This window comes from Dehalococcoidales bacterium, assembly GCA_028716225.1.
Classification (GTDB): Bacteria; Chloroflexota; Dehalococcoidia; order Dehalococcoidales; family UBA5760; genus UBA5760.
Genome location: JAQUQE010000004.1, coordinates 72,122 through 89,221, shown reverse-complemented (window position 1 = coordinate 89,221; position 17,100 = coordinate 72,122). Strand labels below are relative to the sequence as shown.

The 17,100-nt window shown below is 50.9% G+C and carries 14 protein-coding genes and 5 tRNA genes; 12 read left to right on the top strand and 7 right to left on the bottom strand.

Translation table 11 applies throughout. The features are described from left to right. Position 1: 1 nt before the first annotated feature. From PHI12_04030 to PHI12_04010, 5 genes are all read left to right on the top strand, one after another. Positions 2-943, top strand: coding sequence for a transketolase family protein (locus tag PHI12_04030; protein MDD5509959.1), 942 nt, complete (start codon positions 2-4; stop codon positions 941-943). A gap of 352 nt (positions 944-1,295) precedes the next feature. Next, positions 1,296-1,871: a hypothetical protein gene (locus tag PHI12_04025; GenBank protein MDD5509958.1), complete on the top strand. Its 576-nt coding sequence runs from the start codon at positions 1,296-1,298 to the stop codon at positions 1,869-1,871. 2 nt (positions 1,872-1,873) lie between these two features. Next, on the top strand, positions 1,874-2,059 hold the full coding sequence (locus PHI12_04020; protein ID MDD5509957.1) for a hypothetical protein: 186 nt from the start codon (positions 1,874-1,876) through the stop codon (positions 2,057-2,059). A 5-nt stretch (positions 2,060-2,064) separates the two neighbouring features. After that, positions 2,065-2,337: a hypothetical protein gene (locus PHI12_04015; protein ID MDD5509956.1), complete on the top strand. Its 273-nt coding sequence runs from the start codon at positions 2,065-2,067 to the stop codon at positions 2,335-2,337. 212 nt (positions 2,338-2,549) lie between these two features. Then, the gene (locus PHI12_04010) at positions 2,550-2,999 is read left to right on the top strand and encodes a pyridoxamine 5'-phosphate oxidase family protein (protein ID MDD5509955.1); all 450 of its coding nucleotides are present in this window, start codon (positions 2,550-2,552) and stop codon (positions 2,997-2,999) included. Between the two features lie 257 nt (positions 3,000-3,256). Here the strand turns inward: PHI12_04010 and PHI12_04005 are convergent. Further along, positions 3,257-3,341 (bottom strand) — tRNA-Leu (locus PHI12_04005). A 287-nt stretch (positions 3,342-3,628) separates the two neighbouring features. On the opposite strand from PHI12_04005, the gene prxU reads away from it, so the two are divergent. Next, a complete protein-coding gene (gene prxU / locus PHI12_04000; GenBank protein MDD5509954.1) occupies positions 3,629-4,345 on the top strand; it encodes a thioredoxin-dependent peroxiredoxin in 717 nt (238 codons plus the stop codon). A gap of 141 nt (positions 4,346-4,486) precedes the next feature. Here prxU and PHI12_03995 read toward each other — a convergent pair whose 3' ends face one another. Then, positions 4,487-5,179, bottom strand: coding sequence for a Crp/Fnr family transcriptional regulator (locus tag PHI12_03995; protein ID MDD5509953.1), 693 nt, complete (start codon positions 5,177-5,179; stop codon positions 4,487-4,489). A 111-nt stretch (positions 5,180-5,290) separates the two neighbouring features. Between PHI12_03995 and hcp the strand changes: the two genes are divergently transcribed. From hcp to PHI12_03980, 3 genes are read left to right on the top strand one after another with little or no spacing between them, the layout of a single operon-like run. Continuing rightward, entirely contained in the window at positions 5,291-6,853 is a 1,563-nt protein-coding gene (gene hcp, locus PHI12_03990) for a hydroxylamine reductase (protein MDD5509952.1), read from the top strand. A gap of 41 nt (positions 6,854-6,894) precedes the next feature. Next, the gene (locus tag PHI12_03985) at positions 6,895-7,239 is read left to right on the top strand and encodes a cupin domain-containing protein (GenBank protein ID MDD5509951.1); all 345 of its coding nucleotides are present in this window, start codon (positions 6,895-6,897) and stop codon (positions 7,237-7,239) included. Positions 7,240-7,272: 33 nt separating this feature from the next. After that, positions 7,273-7,521, top strand: a complete 249-nt coding sequence (locus PHI12_03980; protein MDD5509950.1) for a hypothetical protein — start codon at positions 7,273-7,275, stop codon at positions 7,519-7,521. Positions 7,522-7,706: 185 nt separating this feature from the next. On the opposite strand, the gene PHI12_03975 is transcribed toward PHI12_03980, so the two are convergent. The 5 genes from PHI12_03975 to PHI12_03955 all read right to left on the bottom strand — a co-directional run bounded on the left by PHI12_03975 (position 7,707) and on the right by PHI12_03955 (position 9,383). Next, a tRNA-Cys gene (locus PHI12_03975) sits at positions 7,707-7,782 on the bottom strand. Positions 7,783-7,799: 17 nt separating this feature from the next. Further along, a tRNA-Gly gene (locus tag PHI12_03970) sits at positions 7,800-7,874 on the bottom strand. Positions 7,875-7,936: 62 nt separating this feature from the next. Beyond that, positions 7,937-8,023 (bottom strand) — tRNA-Leu (locus PHI12_03965). Positions 8,024-8,030: 7 nt separating this feature from the next. Beyond that, a tRNA-Trp gene (locus tag PHI12_03960) sits at positions 8,031-8,107 on the bottom strand. 67 nt (positions 8,108-8,174) lie between these two features. Next, positions 8,175-9,383, bottom strand: coding sequence for a homocysteine biosynthesis protein (locus tag PHI12_03955; protein MDD5509949.1), 1,209 nt, complete (start codon positions 9,381-9,383; stop codon positions 8,175-8,177). 158 nt (positions 9,384-9,541) lie between these two features. Here PHI12_03955 and treS point away from each other — a divergent pair, with 158 nt between their 5' ends. Genes treS through glgB form a run of 3 tightly spaced genes read left to right on the top strand, consistent with a single transcriptional unit; the run spans position 9,542 to position 17,045 of the window. Then, on the top strand, positions 9,542-12,943 hold the full coding sequence (treS, locus tag PHI12_03950; GenBank protein ID MDD5509948.1) for a maltose alpha-D-glucosyltransferase: 3,402 nt from the start codon (positions 9,542-9,544) through the stop codon (positions 12,941-12,943). Then, on the top strand, positions 12,940-15,069 hold the full coding sequence (gene malQ / locus PHI12_03945) for a 4-alpha-glucanotransferase (GenBank protein ID MDD5509947.1): 2,130 nt from the start codon (positions 12,940-12,942) through the stop codon (positions 15,067-15,069). Before treS ends, malQ begins: the two co-directional genes overlap by 4 nt. Then, complete coding sequence (gene glgB, locus PHI12_03940) at positions 15,069-17,045, top strand: 1,4-alpha-glucan branching protein GlgB (protein MDD5509946.1); 1,977 nt, start codon at positions 15,069-15,071, stop codon at positions 17,043-17,045. Before malQ ends, glgB begins: the two co-directional genes overlap by 1 nt. The last annotated feature ends 55 nt before the right edge of the window (positions 17,046-17,100 follow it).

The window sequence follows — 17,100 nt, the reverse complement described above, 5'->3', positions numbered from 1 at the left end:
AGTGTCCGAGCTCGTCTCCTTAAGGGAGACCTATGGTAAGACCCTGGTTGAGCTGGGTAGAGAGAACCCGGACATTGTCGTGCTGGACGCCGATCTGTCCAAGTCGACGATGACCCATTTCTTCGCCAGTGAGTTCCCCGGCCGCTTTTTTGACTGCGGCATCGCCGAGCAGAATATGGTTGGTATTGCCGCCGGACTGGCCGCTTCGGGTAAAATGCCCTTTGCCAGTACCTTTGCCGTATTTGTACCGGGACGCTGTTTCGATCAGGTGCGTATGTCGATTGCCCAGCCGGGATTTAACGTCAAGCTGGTGGTTACTCACGGGGGCATCAGCGTCGGGGAGGACGGCACATCGCACCAGTCTATCGAGGACCTGGCCTTAATCGGTGCGCTACCCGGTTTTACCGTTATTGTTCCTGCCGATGCTGTTGAGACCGCCCAGGCGGTGAGGGCGGCGGTATCCTGCTGCGGGCCGTTCTACATCAGACTGGGCCGGCCGAAACTGCCGCTGGTCTTCGGTGAAGACTACCGCTTCAGACTGGGTAAGGCGGCAACTATGAAGCCGGGGCAGGACGTCACTATAATCGCCATCGGTATTATGGTATCGGCCGCTCTGGAAGCTGCTGAGAGGTTGGAGCAGCAGGGTGTTGACTGCCGTGTTCTTAATATGTCTACCCTTAAGCCTATCGATGAAGAGGCTATTATCAAGGCGGCCCGTGAGACCGGGGCCATCGTTACCGCCGAGGAGCACCTGGAACACGGCGGGCTGGGCAGCGAGGTGGCTCAGGTGACGGGCAGACATCAGCCGGTGCCGCTGGAGTTCGTTGCCATCAAAGACACCTATGCCCGGTCAGGTAAGGATAGAGAGCTTCTCGAGAGATACGGGCTGACTGCTGATGGTATCGAGGCCGCAGTCCGCTCGGTGATGGCGCGCAAGAAGTAAGATAAATTGCCCGGGCGTTTTCTGGGTGGCATATCATACGTACTAATCTGCCGAGATTTTCCGATAAGCCGTGGCGTTAGCCCAATGTATCTTCTAACCGCGATAACCTGATAGGTGAGAGCGTTGAAGCCTGTCATTTCTTCGCTCCAAGGGTGCCCATACTTCTGTTGACATATATCAGCAACACCTGCCGCTGCCGATTCAATCGAAAAAGGTATTGACAACCTCCTCGGGCGGGTCTACAATCACTACACTTGCAGTAGGTCGTGTGCAACAATAACCTGCTTGGTATGGGGAGTGTAGTAATAAATAAGATTAATAGCCATTTTGGGAGGGCCGGGACTCTAAATACATGAAGAAGAAACCGAAGCGTCGATTCCTATATCTTGCCATAGCTTGCTTTGCCGGGCTGATTGCCATATTCATAGTGGATGGCTATCTGGGTGTCTATGACACCTTTCATATATCTGTAGGGGAGTATCCTCCTCAAACCATAGAGGCGGATTACTGGCTGCATAAAGGCTCCGGTGAATATTACACTCCGGAGCGCCCCGTTGGAAGCGAGGGAGACAAATACTCATACTGTTGCATAGGTGCGGACTGGAGCCAGGATATATCCTTCGAGTATGTAATTGAAAACCACAAATCTGCATCCTATTCGGCTGATGTTCAGGCCTCGCTATGGAAGGGTAATGAAAAGATCGTTGACTTGTTATCTCAGGATGTATCGGTTAAGCCGTTCGGAGAGACAAGAATGGAGTGGGTACTATCGAGCGAAGACCTCGGAATCGTTGACCCGATAGCCGGACAGTCCTATGATTATACCGTGCGGGTCAATCGCGGAGACGTTGAGCGAAGGATAATAGTAAGCTTCTATAATCCGCAGGAAAGTCCGTACTACAAGCCGGAATATTACGAGGTGAAATAGCAGTGGGGGAACAGATAAAAATATATATCCTCTATATTGTCGGGACAGTCTCTGCTATTGCCGGACTAGGTTATCTGGCGTGGGAATATGTGAAATACCTCTCTGAGCCTGGTAAATTGGGTTGTCTCCTTCTGCTGGTAGGTCTTTTCGGTGCGTTGGGCAAGTATTTCGAAGAGAGAGGTCGGTGATTTAGATGTTTATTGCCCTGGCGATAATATTAGCTGCCGGTTTTGTCGGCTGGCTGATCTGGAGAGCAGTCAAGGGAAAGCAGCTAAGCATACATTTAGTCATGTACGGGCTTTGTGCCCTATCCGGTATCTATGCCATCGTTTTCTTTATGAACATGGATATACCGAGACCGGCTAAGATACTAACCGCAATCGCTTTAGGCATTGTTTTGATATACATTGCGGCCCGGCAGCAGCGCCGTAAGCAACAGAGTCAGCATGACACCGGAGCGGGTTAGCCGGTTTCTCTTCGTACACGGTATATCCTAACCTGCTCCTCTTTTTCTAATTCAGTAAGTAGGGCCATATCTTTTCATTTACTTTGGGTTGTGTGGGATTCGTGGGGTATGGTGATGTTACGAGATGGTGAGGGCACACCATAGTTGATATCGTAGCGGTTGTTTATGGCTGCGACCTTCGTTTATACTTAACAAAAATCGTGGGGGTGATCTTGGGCAATAGGAAGTTTGATGATATCAGCGAAATTGAGAAAATAATCGAGAGGGCCATGGTTTGCCATATTGGTCTTGCCGATGGTGACGAACCATACGTAGTGCCAGTCTGTTTCGGTTACGAAAGGGGCAAGCTCTATTTTCACAGCAGGCTTGATGGACGGAAGATTGATATCATAAATAAGAACCCTAAGGTTTGCTTTGAAATGGCGATTGATTTGGAGTTTACTAGGGCAGAGACTCCCTGTGATTGCTCCATGAAATATCGGAGTGTAATTGGATTTGGCAAGGCCCATATTTTGGATGATGAAAAAAAGTCACATGGTCTTAATATAATAATGAACCACTACGATAAAGGGGATTTCACATTCGGAAAAACGTCACTTGCCACTGTAAACGTAATCAGAATTGACATCACCCGGATAACTGGTAAGCAAATACAGGGCTAACATATCATGTCTCGCCGCCGGTATACAGGTTTCCTGAAGAGATTGGTGATTTAAAAGGCTTCAAGCCGTCATGGCAGCTAACTAACCTGACTCCAGGTTGTCCAGGAAACGGGCAATATCCTGTCCTGTAATAAAATTTACCCGATTACCGAGGCGGCAGGGCTTAAATAGTCATTGTAGAACGCTACGGAGTGGGAAACAGGACCACCGTACCCAGGTTTGAGGGAATTGTTACTAGTTGCTTACCGCTTTGTAGCTGGTGCCGGGGGTGGGACTCGAACCCACAAGGATTGCTCCGGCGGATTTTAAGTCCGCTGCGTCTGCCAATTCCGCCACCCCGGCATTACGATGAGGACTCCAGCGTTATGTCAGGTTTGACGTCGAACTGCTACGGGAATCACGTCGTCCGGTAACGCCATGATCTTGTATACCAGATATTATATGAGAATAGGTGCCCGTTGTAAACGCTACCGATGTATGGCCCAGAGCTTCCGAAGCACCTTTGGCTTGAGGTGCTCATAAGCTGTAGCATGGCTCATTCACTACCCCAATCATTTTGTCTTATTTACCACACAACGGCCCGAAAAAATAGTATAATAATATATAGTTGTCAGTAAGGAGGTTTGCTTATGCCTGAAGAGTTTAAGCCAGGATGCCAGAGGCCACCTATTAAGAAGCCGACTCTTGAGACTGCTCCTAATACCGAGTTGAATGTAAAGGAGGCGAAACAAGCGATGGTAAAGGTAGGAAAACCAGCCCCCGATTTTACCGCCCCCGCTTTCTACAAAGGCAAGTTCATGAATACCAGTCTCTCCGAATATAAAGGGAAATGGGTATTGCTGTGCTTCTACCCGGGTGACTTCACCTTTGTCTGAGCGACGGAAGTTTCAGCAGTTGCTGAAAAGTATGCCGAACTGCAAGACCTGGGTGTAGAAGTACTGTCGGTCAGTGTGGACAGTGTCTTTGTACATAAGATGTGGAATGAACATGAACTTTCCAAGATGATTAACAAGGACATTCCGTTCGCGATGTTATCCGATCAGGACGGCAGTATAGGAAAATTGTATGGCATATACGACGAGGATAGCGGCGTCGAAACGAGAGGCAGGTTCATCATCGATCCCGATGGCAATATACAGGGATTCGAAGTGTTAACACCTCCGGTGGGCAGAAATGTTAGTGAATCTATCCGGCAAATCAAAGCGTTCCAACTGGTACGGAATTCCAAGGGAACAGAAGCCACTCCTTCGGGCTGGAAGCCCGGTAAGCCGACACTGAAGCCGGGTCCGGAGTTGGTGGGCAACGTTTGGAAAGTCTGGAAGGTAAGCCAGGCATTTGAAGACTAATTTAGCCTTTAGATGAAGATGCTTGAAAAGGGCGCCTCAGCAATCGAGGCGCCCTTTGATTCACTTTTGTTTGGGAAGAAACCACACTGGTATCAGCATTGCAGCAGTTACTGGTCTTAGGCCACAGTTGGCGATGGGAAATTACTGGATTGACTTCTCCAGTTTCAGTACATTCTTGACGGTAACATGTGAGCCTTCAAATTCAATGATCCCGTCATCACGCATCGAACCCATTTCTCGGGATAAAGAAGGCCGGGGTATGTTGAGATAGTCCGCGAGCTCGTGCCTTTTCATCGTGAGCGTGAGTTCCTTATTACCCGACTGGAGGTAGATATCCAGCAAATAGCTGCTGATTCTACCTCTGATATTCTTGGATGAAATGTGCTCTATCTTCTTATCCAACATTGCAGCCCGGTTGGATAAGATTCGCAGCATGTTTATAATCAGGGTACTGTGAGAAGAACAGATATTTGAGCAGGCACCGGTTATCTTATCCGGCGGGAGAAAAAGTAAGACACAATCTTCCTGTGCGATAACGGTCATCGGCCAGATTCTGCGGTCTGAAAAGGCCACCACTTCTCCGAAAACATCGCCGGCTTCTAGTATCTCCATGATAATGCGATTACCGGAATACGTTTCTTTGCTAAGAGCCACCTTGCCGCTGGCGATAATCCCGATACCCTGAAACGGCTGACCGTAAGCTACGATAATCTCACGCTGTTTGGTCCGGCGTACAGTCGGCTTTAGGCAATCGAGCATGATATTTAAAGAATCGCTGCCGATGCCGCGAAACAGCAAAGCGGACTTCAAGGTATCAATCCATTCCAAATACATTGAAAAACTTCTTTTTGGTAACCTACGTTACCGCTTTCACGTCGTCATTGTATTATATTATATTTAGCAGCGCAAATAATTTGCTGCCAGAATCAAGTAGGAGGTAATCGAATGACTGACATGTTTTGTTTCCAGTGCGAGCAGACAGCCAAAGGCACGGGCTGTACCAAAGCGGGCGTCTGTGGTAAGAAACCTGAGGTAGCCAATAAGCATGATGAGCTGGTTTGCGCCCTGGTAGGTCTGGCACGTGTCGCCGCAGGGAAAACACCGGGCAAAGAAGCAGATGAACTGATGATGCAGGGACTTTTCGCTACCCTGACTAATGTTAACTTCGACCCGGTGCGCATTGCTGAACTCAAAATTCGAGTGGAAGCAGCAAAGGAGAAACTGGGTGGTGCCGCAGATTTCGACCCGGCTAAACTCTTCCATGGAGATACCGATATCGTTTCGCTTCGCTCGACACTGCTTTTCGGGTTGAGAGGCATGGCCGCCTATGCCTGGCATGCTCATATACTGGGTAAGGATGATCCGGAGGTTACCGCCTGGCTCTACAAGGGCATGCGGGCCGTCGGGGAAGACCATAGCGTAGATGAGTGGTTGTCTTTGATCATGGAATTCGGGCAGGTTAACCTCAAGTGCATGGCCCTGCTGGATGAAGCCAATACTTCAGCCTATGGTCATCCCGTACCTACCAAAGTGAGTATGAAAGTGGGAAAAGGGCCGTTTATCGTGGTGACCGGTCACGATCTGCTGGATCTGAAGCAACTTTTGGAGCAGACGGAGGGAAAGGGTATTAACATCTATACCCATGGAGAGATGTTGCCTGCCCACGGCTACCCGGAACTGAAGAAGTATTCCCACCTGAAGGGTAATTACGGAACTGCCTGGCAGAACCAGCAGAAGGAGTTCGATAATCTCCCCGCGCCGATTCTTTATACTACCAACTGTATCATGCCGCCCAGAGAGTCTTATGCCGGGAATATTTTCACCACGTCGGTGGTCGGTTATCCGGGGTTGAAACATATACCTGACAAGGATGGCAAGAAAGATTTCACTCCCGTTATTGAAAAGGCGCTTGAGCTGGGTGGCTGGGATGAAGACAAGCAGTTCACTGGAATCAATGGAGGCACCGAGTTGATGACCGGCTTTGCCAGAAATACCGTGATGGGAGTAGCTGATAAGGTCATTGGGGCGGTGAAATCAGGATCTCTCAAACACATATTCCTCGTTGGTGGTTGTGATGGTGCTAAACCGGGACGCAACTACTATACGGAGTTCGTGAAGCAAACTCCAGACAATACGGTAGTGCTGACACTTGCCTGCGGTAAGTTCCGCTTCAATGATCTTAAAATCGGTGAAATTTCCGGTCTGCCCCGGTTACTTGACATGGGGCAGTGCAACGATGCCTACTCGGCCATTCAAGTAGCTGTGGCATTGGCTAAAGCCTTCGATTGCGGTGTTAACGAATTGCCTCTTTCACTGGTTTTATCCTGGTACGAGCAGAAGGCAGTCTGTATCTTACTTACTCTCCTTTCACTTGGCATCAGGAACATCTATCTGGGTCCTTCGCTACCGGCCTTCGTATCTCCCACCGTGCTCAGCGTCCTGGTTGAAAAATTCAATCTGAAACCGATATCGACTCCGGAGGCTGATATGAAGGCTATGTTAGGGTAATCAGAGAGTCTATGATTCCGACTGAGGAGGTTAGTAACCCTATGGACATAGAAAATAACCCTGGGGATGTTTTGATAGCTGAATCGGCACAAATAGCCGCTCTGGTCGACTACCAGAGCGGCACGGTAGTAAGCCGGACAATAATCGGACGGAATGCGGGATCGGTCACCTTGTTCGCTTTCGACAAAGGGCAGGGATTGAGCGAGCATACCGCTCCTTTCGATGCCTTGGTCTATATGATCGATGGTGAAGCTGACATTACTATCGGCGGCCGAAGCATTCGGATGGGAGCAGGTGAAGCGGTTATCATGCCGGCTAACAGGCCTCATGCCCTTAAAGCGGTCGAAAGATTTAAGATGATGCTGGTTATGATCAAGGATAGTTGAAGAGGAGAATACAAGTAGCGGGAGGTATTAATCGTGATCGGCAAATGCCCGGGACAGGATATGAGGAATCTGAGGGCTGCAATTTACAAGTGCCCGAATTGCGGTAATGAAGTCGAGATGTTTTCCGACGAGCTCAGGATTAAATGCAAGCAATGCGGCCAGTACGTTTACCAGGAGCAAGTGTCTTCTTGTATTGAATGGTGCGCTTCAGCCCGACAGTGTTTGGGTGAAGAGCGGTGGGAAGCCCTACGAGGCAATAGCCAGATGCCACCGCAGGGGTAAGTCATTATCTCTAGAGAAGCTTACCGCTCCCCTCCCGGTATTGACCGCTTCCTTGACGCTCACATGGAATAACATTCCAACGCACTAATCTTAAATGACGATTATTTTGGTCAGTATCGGTCAATCTCAGAGCTAACTATCATAATTACGTTGTGTCTGCTAGTTCCGCCGCCCCGGCAAAAATTTGGAGGCGACGACCGGATTCGAACCGGTGAATAGCGGTTTTGCAGACCGCCGCCTTATCCTCTTGGCTACGTCGCCCCACAGCTTTATTCTATTGGAGCGGAAGACGAGATTCGAACTCGCGACCTCTTCCTTGGCAAGGAAGCATTCTACCGCTGAACTACTTCCGCATGTTCAAAATATACCGGAGCCCTTCCCCCCTCTCTTTTTCCCGGTAGTAGAGCCGGATTCCTGGTGCCAAGGGGGAGATTTGAACTCCCACGAGCTTGCGCTCACTAGCCCCTCAAGCTAGCGCGTCTGCCAATTCCGCCACCTCGGCCTAAATCTGGCAGGAGTGGGAGGACTCGAACCCCCGACCGGCGGTTTTGGAGACCGCTGCTCTACCAAACTGAGCTACACTCCTACGCAGTCCCTATTTTAACATAACCCGGCACAAAAATTAACCTCCCGGTCTCCGGTGACCGCAGCCGTTATTCTATTATCGGGCGTTCTGGAAGCGGCTTGCAGTTCACATCCGAGCCTACCCCGGGTAAGGGGGCTACCGGTTCGGTCAGCAGGAACTCCCCATTCAGTATCCATTCCTTGAGAGTATCGGCAATCTCTACCGCTCTCGAGTAGCTGGACAGCGAAGCGGTCGGTACTTTCTCCCCCCGGATTACTATCGTGCCGCTCTTTAGCTGGGCGTAACTGACCTCGGCCAGGATATCCGGCTTCAGGTTTGGATATGCCTCTGAGTAGTCTACTACGGCGGCGAAGATTTCCTCATCACTCACTGCCGTGTAGCGCAGGATTTCCTCAGAGAGTATCGGGATGGGTACTCCTATCCCCACCGTTAAGTTACAGCCGTACCCCATCATGCTTGTCCCGACCAGCCAGCGCGGATTCATCTGCTTCAGATCGCCGATTACGGCCAGGGCGCCGGCCCCTCTTCTCGGGGTCCCGTTGTCCGAGCGGAGTACATTGGGGTTATGCTGTGTGCCCTGCCAGGCGATAAAGCCGGTACCGCCGCCCAAGAATATCCTGGTACCGATGCCGATGGTCTTGTAGTACGGGTCGTTGAGCAGCGGGGAGAGCTGTCCGGCACTGCAAAAATTGGCGTTAGCCAGGTTGGGTTTCAGTACCCCCATGTAGGTGTAAATCGTCTTGTCCGAGAGGTTCACCGCCACATTATAGTTCTGATAGGCATTGCGGATATTGAACAGTACGGCTTCGTTAAGGTCCTGGATGTTTATCCATGTCTCCAGCTTTTTCCGGGGGTAGCAGTCCGTACCATAGGCGGTGGCTATCAGTTTGATGTCCTTACCGGCTACCAGTTCTTCGATGACATGCCCGCCGCCGTAGTTGAAATCACCGGGATAGGACCTGTTCTTGGGGTCGTCATCAGGAATAGCGCCGGCCCCGATATAAAGGTCTACCGCAGCCAACCCGGTGTAAGCCGGAACATCATTAAGGTAGGTCCGCCCGCCCCCCAGCTTTATCCTCGGCTTGGAGTGCCCGATGTTAATGTAGGCTCCGGAGGAACACATCGGACCGAAGGTACCGGTAGTAACTACATCCACCTCATCGGCTGCCTTTCTGGTGCCCTTCTCCTTGACGATATCGATTATCTCTTCGGCGGTAACCACTACCGCCTTACCCTCTCTTATCTTCTCGTTTATCTCTGCGATTGTCTTTGCCATAATATTAAGATGATAATGTTAAAGGCAGGATTTGTCAATTTGACCCGTCTGGCGGAACTCGCTATCAATGTGTCGACGTCAAGTCAGTAGCCTCGGGTCTTGATAAAGGGTGGGTAAGGGAATAAAATGTCGAAGTAATATATCCGTGTGGTGTTGTTATGGAAGCCGGTGATTCGAAGTATTTCTGGCGAGATGCTGACCCGCTATGGTATAAGGATGCAATCATCTACGAACTGCATGTCCGCGCCTTTTACGACAGTAACGGAGATGGTATCGGCGATTTCCCGGGGTTAACCGAGAAAATCGACTATCTTCAGGACCTGGGAGTCACTGCCATCTGGCTTCTTCCTTTCTACCCCTCTCCGTTCAAGGATGATGGTTACGACGTATCGGACTACACCAATATCCACCCTAATTACGGTACACTTCGTGATTTCAGGATACTGCTCAGAGAAGCTAATTATCGCGGCCTGCGCATTATTAACGAGCTAGTGCTTAACCACACTTCAGACCAGCACCCGTGGTTCCAGCGAGCCCGTAAGGCGGCACCGGGTAACGAAAAGCGTGATTTCTATGTTTGGAGCGATACCTGGAACAAATACAAGGATGCCCGTATCATATTCAAGGATTTCGAGTCATCGAACTGGGCCTGGGACCCGGTGGCAGAAGCCTACTACTGGCATCGTTTCTACTCACACCAGCCGGATCTCAATTATGACAACCCCCTGGTGCGTCAGGCCATGTTTAAGGCGATTGACTTCTGGCTCAGCCTGGGGGTCTCCGGAATTCGTTTGGATGCGGTACCGTATCTGTACGAACGGGAAGGTACTAATTGCGAGAACCTGCCGGAGACGCATGCTTTTCTCAAAGAATTGCGTCAGCAAATAGATCAAAAGCATACAAACCGAATGTTGCTGGCTGAGGCGAATCAGTGGGCGGAGGATGCCGTTGCCTACTTCGGTGAGGGAAACGAGTGCCATATGGCCTACCATTTTCCCCTCATGCCCCGGATGTTTATGGCCATTCGTATGGAAGACCGTTTCCCTATTGTTGATATTCTTCAAAATACGCCGTCTGTTCCCGAGAACTGCCAGTGGGGTCTTTTTCTCCGTAATCACGATGAGCTGACTCTGGAGATGGTTACCGACGAAGAGAGAGACTATATGTATCGGGTTTATGCGTACGATACCCAGGCCCGGATTAACCTCGGTATTCGTCGCCGTCTGGCGCCACTGCTCAACAACGACCGTAAGAAAATAGAGTTGATGAACGGCCTTCTCTTTTCCCTGCCCGGGGCGCCGATTATTTATTATGGCGATGAAATCGGCATGGGTGATAATTTCTACCTGGGTGATCGGGATGGCGTCCGTACCCCGATGCAGTGGAGCGCAGACCGGAACGCCGGTTTCTCTCGCACCAATCCGCAACGGCTGTATCTTCCGGTTAATATTGATCCTGAATATCATTACGAAGCTATCAATGTGGAGGCACAACAAAATAACCAGGACTCTCTCCTGTGGTGGATGAAACGGCTGATCGCCCTGCGAAAGCGATTCAGGGCTTTCAGCCGGGGTAATCTGCAGTTCCTGCAACCGGAAAATCGTAGAGTGCTGGCCTTTCTACGCTGTTACGGGGATGAGACTATTCTGGTGGTGGCAAATCTCTCCCGGTTGTCGCAGCATACCGGGCTTAATCTCTCCGAATTCATCGGCAAAGTACCTACCGAGATGTTCGGGCAAACGGAATTCCCCTTAATTGAAGGAGCCTTGTATCCGATCACCTTAAGCCCGTACGCCTTCTACTGGTTTTCCCTGCGGTCGGTTCGCCCTGAGCAGATTGATCTGAGTGTTTCAAGAGAAGGTGTTCCGGTGACAACGCTTACCTTGAGCAGGGATTTCTCGGATCTATATAAAAGTGGTCAGCAGATGCCTTTAGAAACAGTTTTATTACGCTACGTAAGGCAGCGCCATTGGTTTGCTGGCAAGTCTCGCTACGCCCGGTCGGGGCAAATACAGGACGTGATTAAGGTACCCGGGAGAACTACTACGGGGTACTGCTTTATGTTCCAGGTAGAGTACTACGAAGGAGAACCCGAGACCTATTTTCTGCCGGTTGCCCTGGCTTGGGGGGAAAATGCCGGCAGAGTAGTTGCCGAATTTCCCCAGGCCGTAGTGGCTCAGTTAAAACGTAAGGAGAAAGAGTTCGAAGAAAAAGGGGTCATTTACGATGCTTTGATTAACCCTGATTTTCGTGACGCCTTGCTCAATGCAGTGGACTGGCGCCGTCGGTTCAAAAGCGATAGGGGAGAGGCTATCGCCTTTCGTATTCCAAAAGTATTTCGAAGGATACGCGGGGCGTCAGGAGAAGTCCTGGAGTCACGCCTAGTCAAGGGGGAGCATACTAACACTTCGGTGGTTTATGGCGAACGACTCAAGCTTAAGATGTTTCGGCGTCTGGAAGAAGGCATTAGTCCCGAACTGGAGATCGGGCGCTTCCTTACCGAGACCGAGCGTTTTGATAACACTCCGCCAGTTGCCGGCTTTATTGAGTACCATACCAGTCGTGGTAAACCGGTCACATTGGGGGTGTTTCATAAATACGTCACTAACGAGGGTGATGCGTGGCAGTATACTATGGATTCTCTGGGGCGTTACTTCGAGTCGGCTCTTTTGCATCCGGCTGGAGAAATACCGGCGCTCTCCCGAGGCTCTCTGCTGGATGTTACCGGCCAAGAGATGCCTTCCTTGATCACCGATACAATCGGGGCTTATCTGGTTTCGGCGCAACTACTGGGCCAGCGCACTGCCGAACTTCACCTGACACTGGCTTCCGCCCTGGAGGGTCAGGACTTTGTCCCCGAACCCTTCTCCCTAACCTACCAGCGCTCTCTTTACCATGGTATGAGGGGTTTTGCCAAAAAGGTTTTATGGCTGTTGTCCCGGCGCCTTCAGTATCTTCCTGAAGAAACAAAGATGGATGCTGAGAGGGTTCTCCGGCTGGAGAATGCCATTATCGGTCGTTTCAAGGAAATTACCAGGCATAAGATTGACGGTATGCGCATCCGGTGCCACGGCAACTACCATCTGGGACATGTGCTGTATACCGGTGATGATTTTGTTATTATCGACTTTGAAGGTGAGTCGGCTCGGCGCCTGGGAGAGCGTAAGATAAAACGTTCTCCTCTCCGTGATGTCGCCGGGATGGTACGTTCATTTCACTATGCTGCTTACGTTGCCCTGCAGGGCCAAGCGTCGACAGTAGTCAGGCCTGAGGATATACCACTGCTGGAGAAGTGGGCGCATGCCTGGTACCTTTGTGTATCGGCGACGTATGTAAAGTCCTATCTGGACCTGATGGCAGATACGTTGATAATACCCCAAAATCGCGAGGATATGAAAGTTATCATGGATACCTATCTTCTGGATAAGACTATTTATGAGCTAAACTACGAGTTGAATAATCGTCCCAAATGGGTGGGCTTACCGCTGCGGGGTATATTGCAGATGTTAGAGCCAACCGATGAATCAGTCATACCAGAGAGGAAGAAGCCTAAAGAATGACGCCCTCCACTGGTAGTCGATCACTGCACCATCTCGCCGGTCTATACGGTATACAGTCGGCTTATTATGATGTGAAACGCCGCAGGCAGCATGCGCCTGTGGAATCCCTGCTGACGGTGCTTCGGTCTCTGGGGGTGCCTATCACCGGTCTACAGGATGTCCCGTTCGCGCTGCGGCAGCGATGCCAGGAGCTTTGGCAGCGGATAGTAGAGCCGGTCTTAATAGCCTGGGATGACACCCCGTTCTCAATCAGGATCAGGATTCCCTCGTCTCTCGCAGGGGCTCTTCTTGATTGTCATATAGATCTGGAGGGGGGTGAGGAAGTGAACTGGCGCCAGTCTGGAACCGAGATGCCCGTGCTGGATCACTCGGAGATAGAGGGAGTCGGCTATGTTGTCAAACAGCTTGGTGTGCCGGTAAGGTTACCCTGGGGATACCACCGGTTCACGATATATCTGGAGGGCAATCATGCCGAGTCCTTGATAGTCTCGGCACCCCGCCAGTCCTATGTTCCTGGAGGTAAGGACAATTCCGGGATGTGGGGAGCCTTCCTGCCTCTGTATGCCCTATACAGGGATAAAGGTTGGGGAGGGGGTGATTACTCCGATTTAGAAGCACTTGTAGAATGGCTGGCTGAAATGGGGGGGGATGTCGTAGCCACTTTGCCTCTTTTAGCCACGTTTCTGGATGGTATTTGCGAACCCAGTCCTTATCTTCCTGCCAGTCGGCAGCTATGGAATGAATTCTACCTGGACGTCAACAGGATACCTGAGCTCCCTAGATGTTCATCGGCACAGGCGATACTAAAGTCGGCTGTGTTTGAGAAAGAGATTACCGCCCTGCGCAGGCTGCCTCTGGTTGACTACCGCCGCCAGATGGCGCTGAAGCGTACCGTACTGGAGGAACTCTGCCGCTTCTTTTTTACTGAGTCATCCGGTCGCCTCGGTGATTTTCAGCACTTTGTCGATACTAATCCGATAGTCGAGAGCTATGCCCGGTTTCGTGCCGCTATGGAGAGACAGGGTACTTCGTGGCGATTTTGGCCGGAACCACTGCGCAGCGGTGTTATCAGAGATAACGACTATGACGAAGAAAACAGACGTTATCATCTATATGTGCAGTGGCTGGCCCATCAGCAGATTCAACATATTGCAGGGAAGATCCAGGATAAGAACTTGAAGCTTTATCTGGACCTGCCTGTCGGGGTCCATCCCGACAGTTATGATGTGTGGTACAACCAGAACACTTTCGTTTCAGGCGCCTCGGTTGGCGCGCCTCCGGACAATGTTTTTACCAACGGGCAGAACTGGGGGTTCCCTCCCCTGCACCCGCAGAGAATCCGAGAGGAGGGTTACCGTTATATAGTTGCCTGTCTACGCCATAACCTCAGGTATGCCGGAGTCCTTCGTATCGACCATGTGATGGGTTTGCATCGGCTTTTCTGCATCCCACGGGGTATAGAGGCCGGGCAGGGAGTATATGTACGTTACCGGGCCGAGGAGTTCTATGCGATACTATCGCTGGAATCGCATCGAAACCGGGTAATCATCGTCGGTGAAGACCTGGGTACGGTGCCATCATATATCCGGCCCGCCATGGGTAGGCACAACTTCTCCCGTATGTATATATTACATTACGAGCTTGCTGCTGATTCGCCGAAAGGGCTGCATCCGGTTTCCTCCGGTGCGGTAACCAGCCTTAACACACATGATATGCCGCCATTTGCCTCACTATGGCAGGGTCTGGATATCGAAGAACGTAGAAGACTCGGACTGCTGGACAGCGCAGGTGTAAACTCGGAGCAGGACAAGCTACTGCGAATGAAAGAGGCTCTGCTCTCTGTTTTGAAGGATAGCGGGTGGCTTTGCGGTCCGGAGGATGATATCTACGCCATTATCAAGTCCAGTCTGTCATTTTTAGCTGCCAGTAAGGCCCGGATAGTTATTGTTAATCTGGAAGACCTTTGGCTCGAGACACAACCACAGAACATACCCGGTACCACGGGAGAACATCCGAACTGGCGGCGCCGAGCACGATACGCTCTCGGGCAGTTTTGCCAATTGCCTCAGGTAGTTGATACACTACTAACTATAGGCCAGCTCCGTAAGCGGAGGAAATACCGGTAATGGCGAAGAAAGAGGTTTCGTACGGTAGTAATCGGGGGCAGAACCCTGACTTGAAACTGGGACCCCCCTTAAAGGCATCACAAATAACACTCCTCACGGAAGACGACCTTTATCTTTTTAATGAGGGTAATCACTTCCGCTTGTATCATAAGCTGGGAGCATATCCCATCACCGTTAATGAGCAAAAAGGTACCTATTTTTCAGTGTGGGCTCCTGATGCCAGAGGGGTGTCTGTAATCGGCAACTTCAATGGCTGGGACGGCGCGGGTAGTCCGTTACGGCCGCGGGGCCAGTCAGGCATATGGGAGGCGTTTATTCCCGGCGTCGGTAAGGGTGCCCTGTATAAGTACCATATCACCCCTCGCTACGGTGGGCGCAGTAGAGAAAAGGCCGATCCCTTCGCCGTCTATAGTGAAATAGCTCCCAAAACGGCATCCATAGTCTGGAACCTTGAATACGACTGGGGCGACGGTGAGTGGATGGCACAGCGTGGTAATCGCAATGCGCTCGACAGTGCAATTGCTATCTACGAGGTACACCTGGGTTCCTGGAAAAGGGTGCCCGGAGAAGGCTATCGCTCCCTTTCCTATCGAGAGCTGGCGGTTCAGCTTACTGACTATGTTCGGCAAATGGGCTTCACTCACGTCGAGTTTCTTCCGGTTATGGAGCACCCTTTCTTCGGTTCCTGGGGATATCAGACGACCGGTTATTTCGCACCATCCAGTCGCTATGGCACCCCGCAGGACTTTATGTACCTGGTTGACTATCTTCATCAACACGGGATCGGGGTAATTCTAGACTGGGTCCCTTCGCATTTTCCTACTGATGAGCATGGACTGGGACTCTTCGATGGAACTCACCTTTACGAGCACGCGGACCCCAGGAAGGGGTTCCATCATGACTGGACAAGCTATATCTTCAACTACGGGCGTGCTGAAGTGCGGAGCTTTCTCATTAGCAGCGCTCTGTTTTGGCTGGATAAATATCATGTTGATGGCTTGCGTGTCGATGCGGTTGCTTCGATGCTCTATCTGGATTATTCCCGCAAGGAAGGGGAATGGATTCCTAACAAATATGGGGGTCGGGAGAACCTCGAAGCGATTGCCTTCCTGCGCAGGTTGAATGAGGAGGTGTACGCAAATTATCCCGATGTGCAGACAATTGCTGAGGATTCTACTGCCTGGCCGATGGTATCGCGTCCGACCTATCTGGGGGGTCTGGGATTCGGTCTGAAGTGGGATATGGGCTGGATGCACGATACTCTTGAATATATGTCGAGAGATCCGATCCACCGAAAATACCACCACAACGCTTTAACCTTTCGCATGATTTATGCTTTTAACGAGAACTTCGTTCTACCTTTATCCCATGACGAAGTGGTTCACGGTAAGGGTTCTCTGGTTGGGAAGATGCCCGGTGACGACTGGCAGAAGTTAGCCAATCTGAGATTGCTGCTGGCATATATGTATGGACAGCCGGGGAAGAAGCTGCTCTTTATGGGAGCAGAACTGGGACAATGGCGGGAATGGGATCATGACGGCAGTATCGACTGGCATTTCCTTGATTACCGGCGCCATGGTGGTATCCATAGCTGGGTGAAGGCGTTAAATAGATTATACCGGGCTGAGCCCGCACTTTACGAATCGGACTGTGATCCTGCCGGCTTTGAGTGGATCGATGCCGGCGCTGCTCTGCAGAGTGTCATCAGTTTTGTACGCAAGGGAAAATCGACTGATGATATATTGCTGGTCGTCGGTAATTTTACTCCGGTTACATATCAGGATTACCAGGTGGGTGTGCCGCGCGGTGGCTTTTGGAAGGAGTTACTGAACAGCGATAGCGGCGAGTACGGCGGTAGCGGGCAGGATAATCCGGAAAGCTTAAGGGCACATCGGTCTTCAGTTCATGGTCGTCCCTATGCTATCAGGATCACGTTGCCTCCACTCGCTATGGTCTACTTCAAAAGCAGGAAGTAAAGATAAGTGATCACAGGGTTCTGTTTGGGGGATCACCCAGTCCCTGGGGGTACTT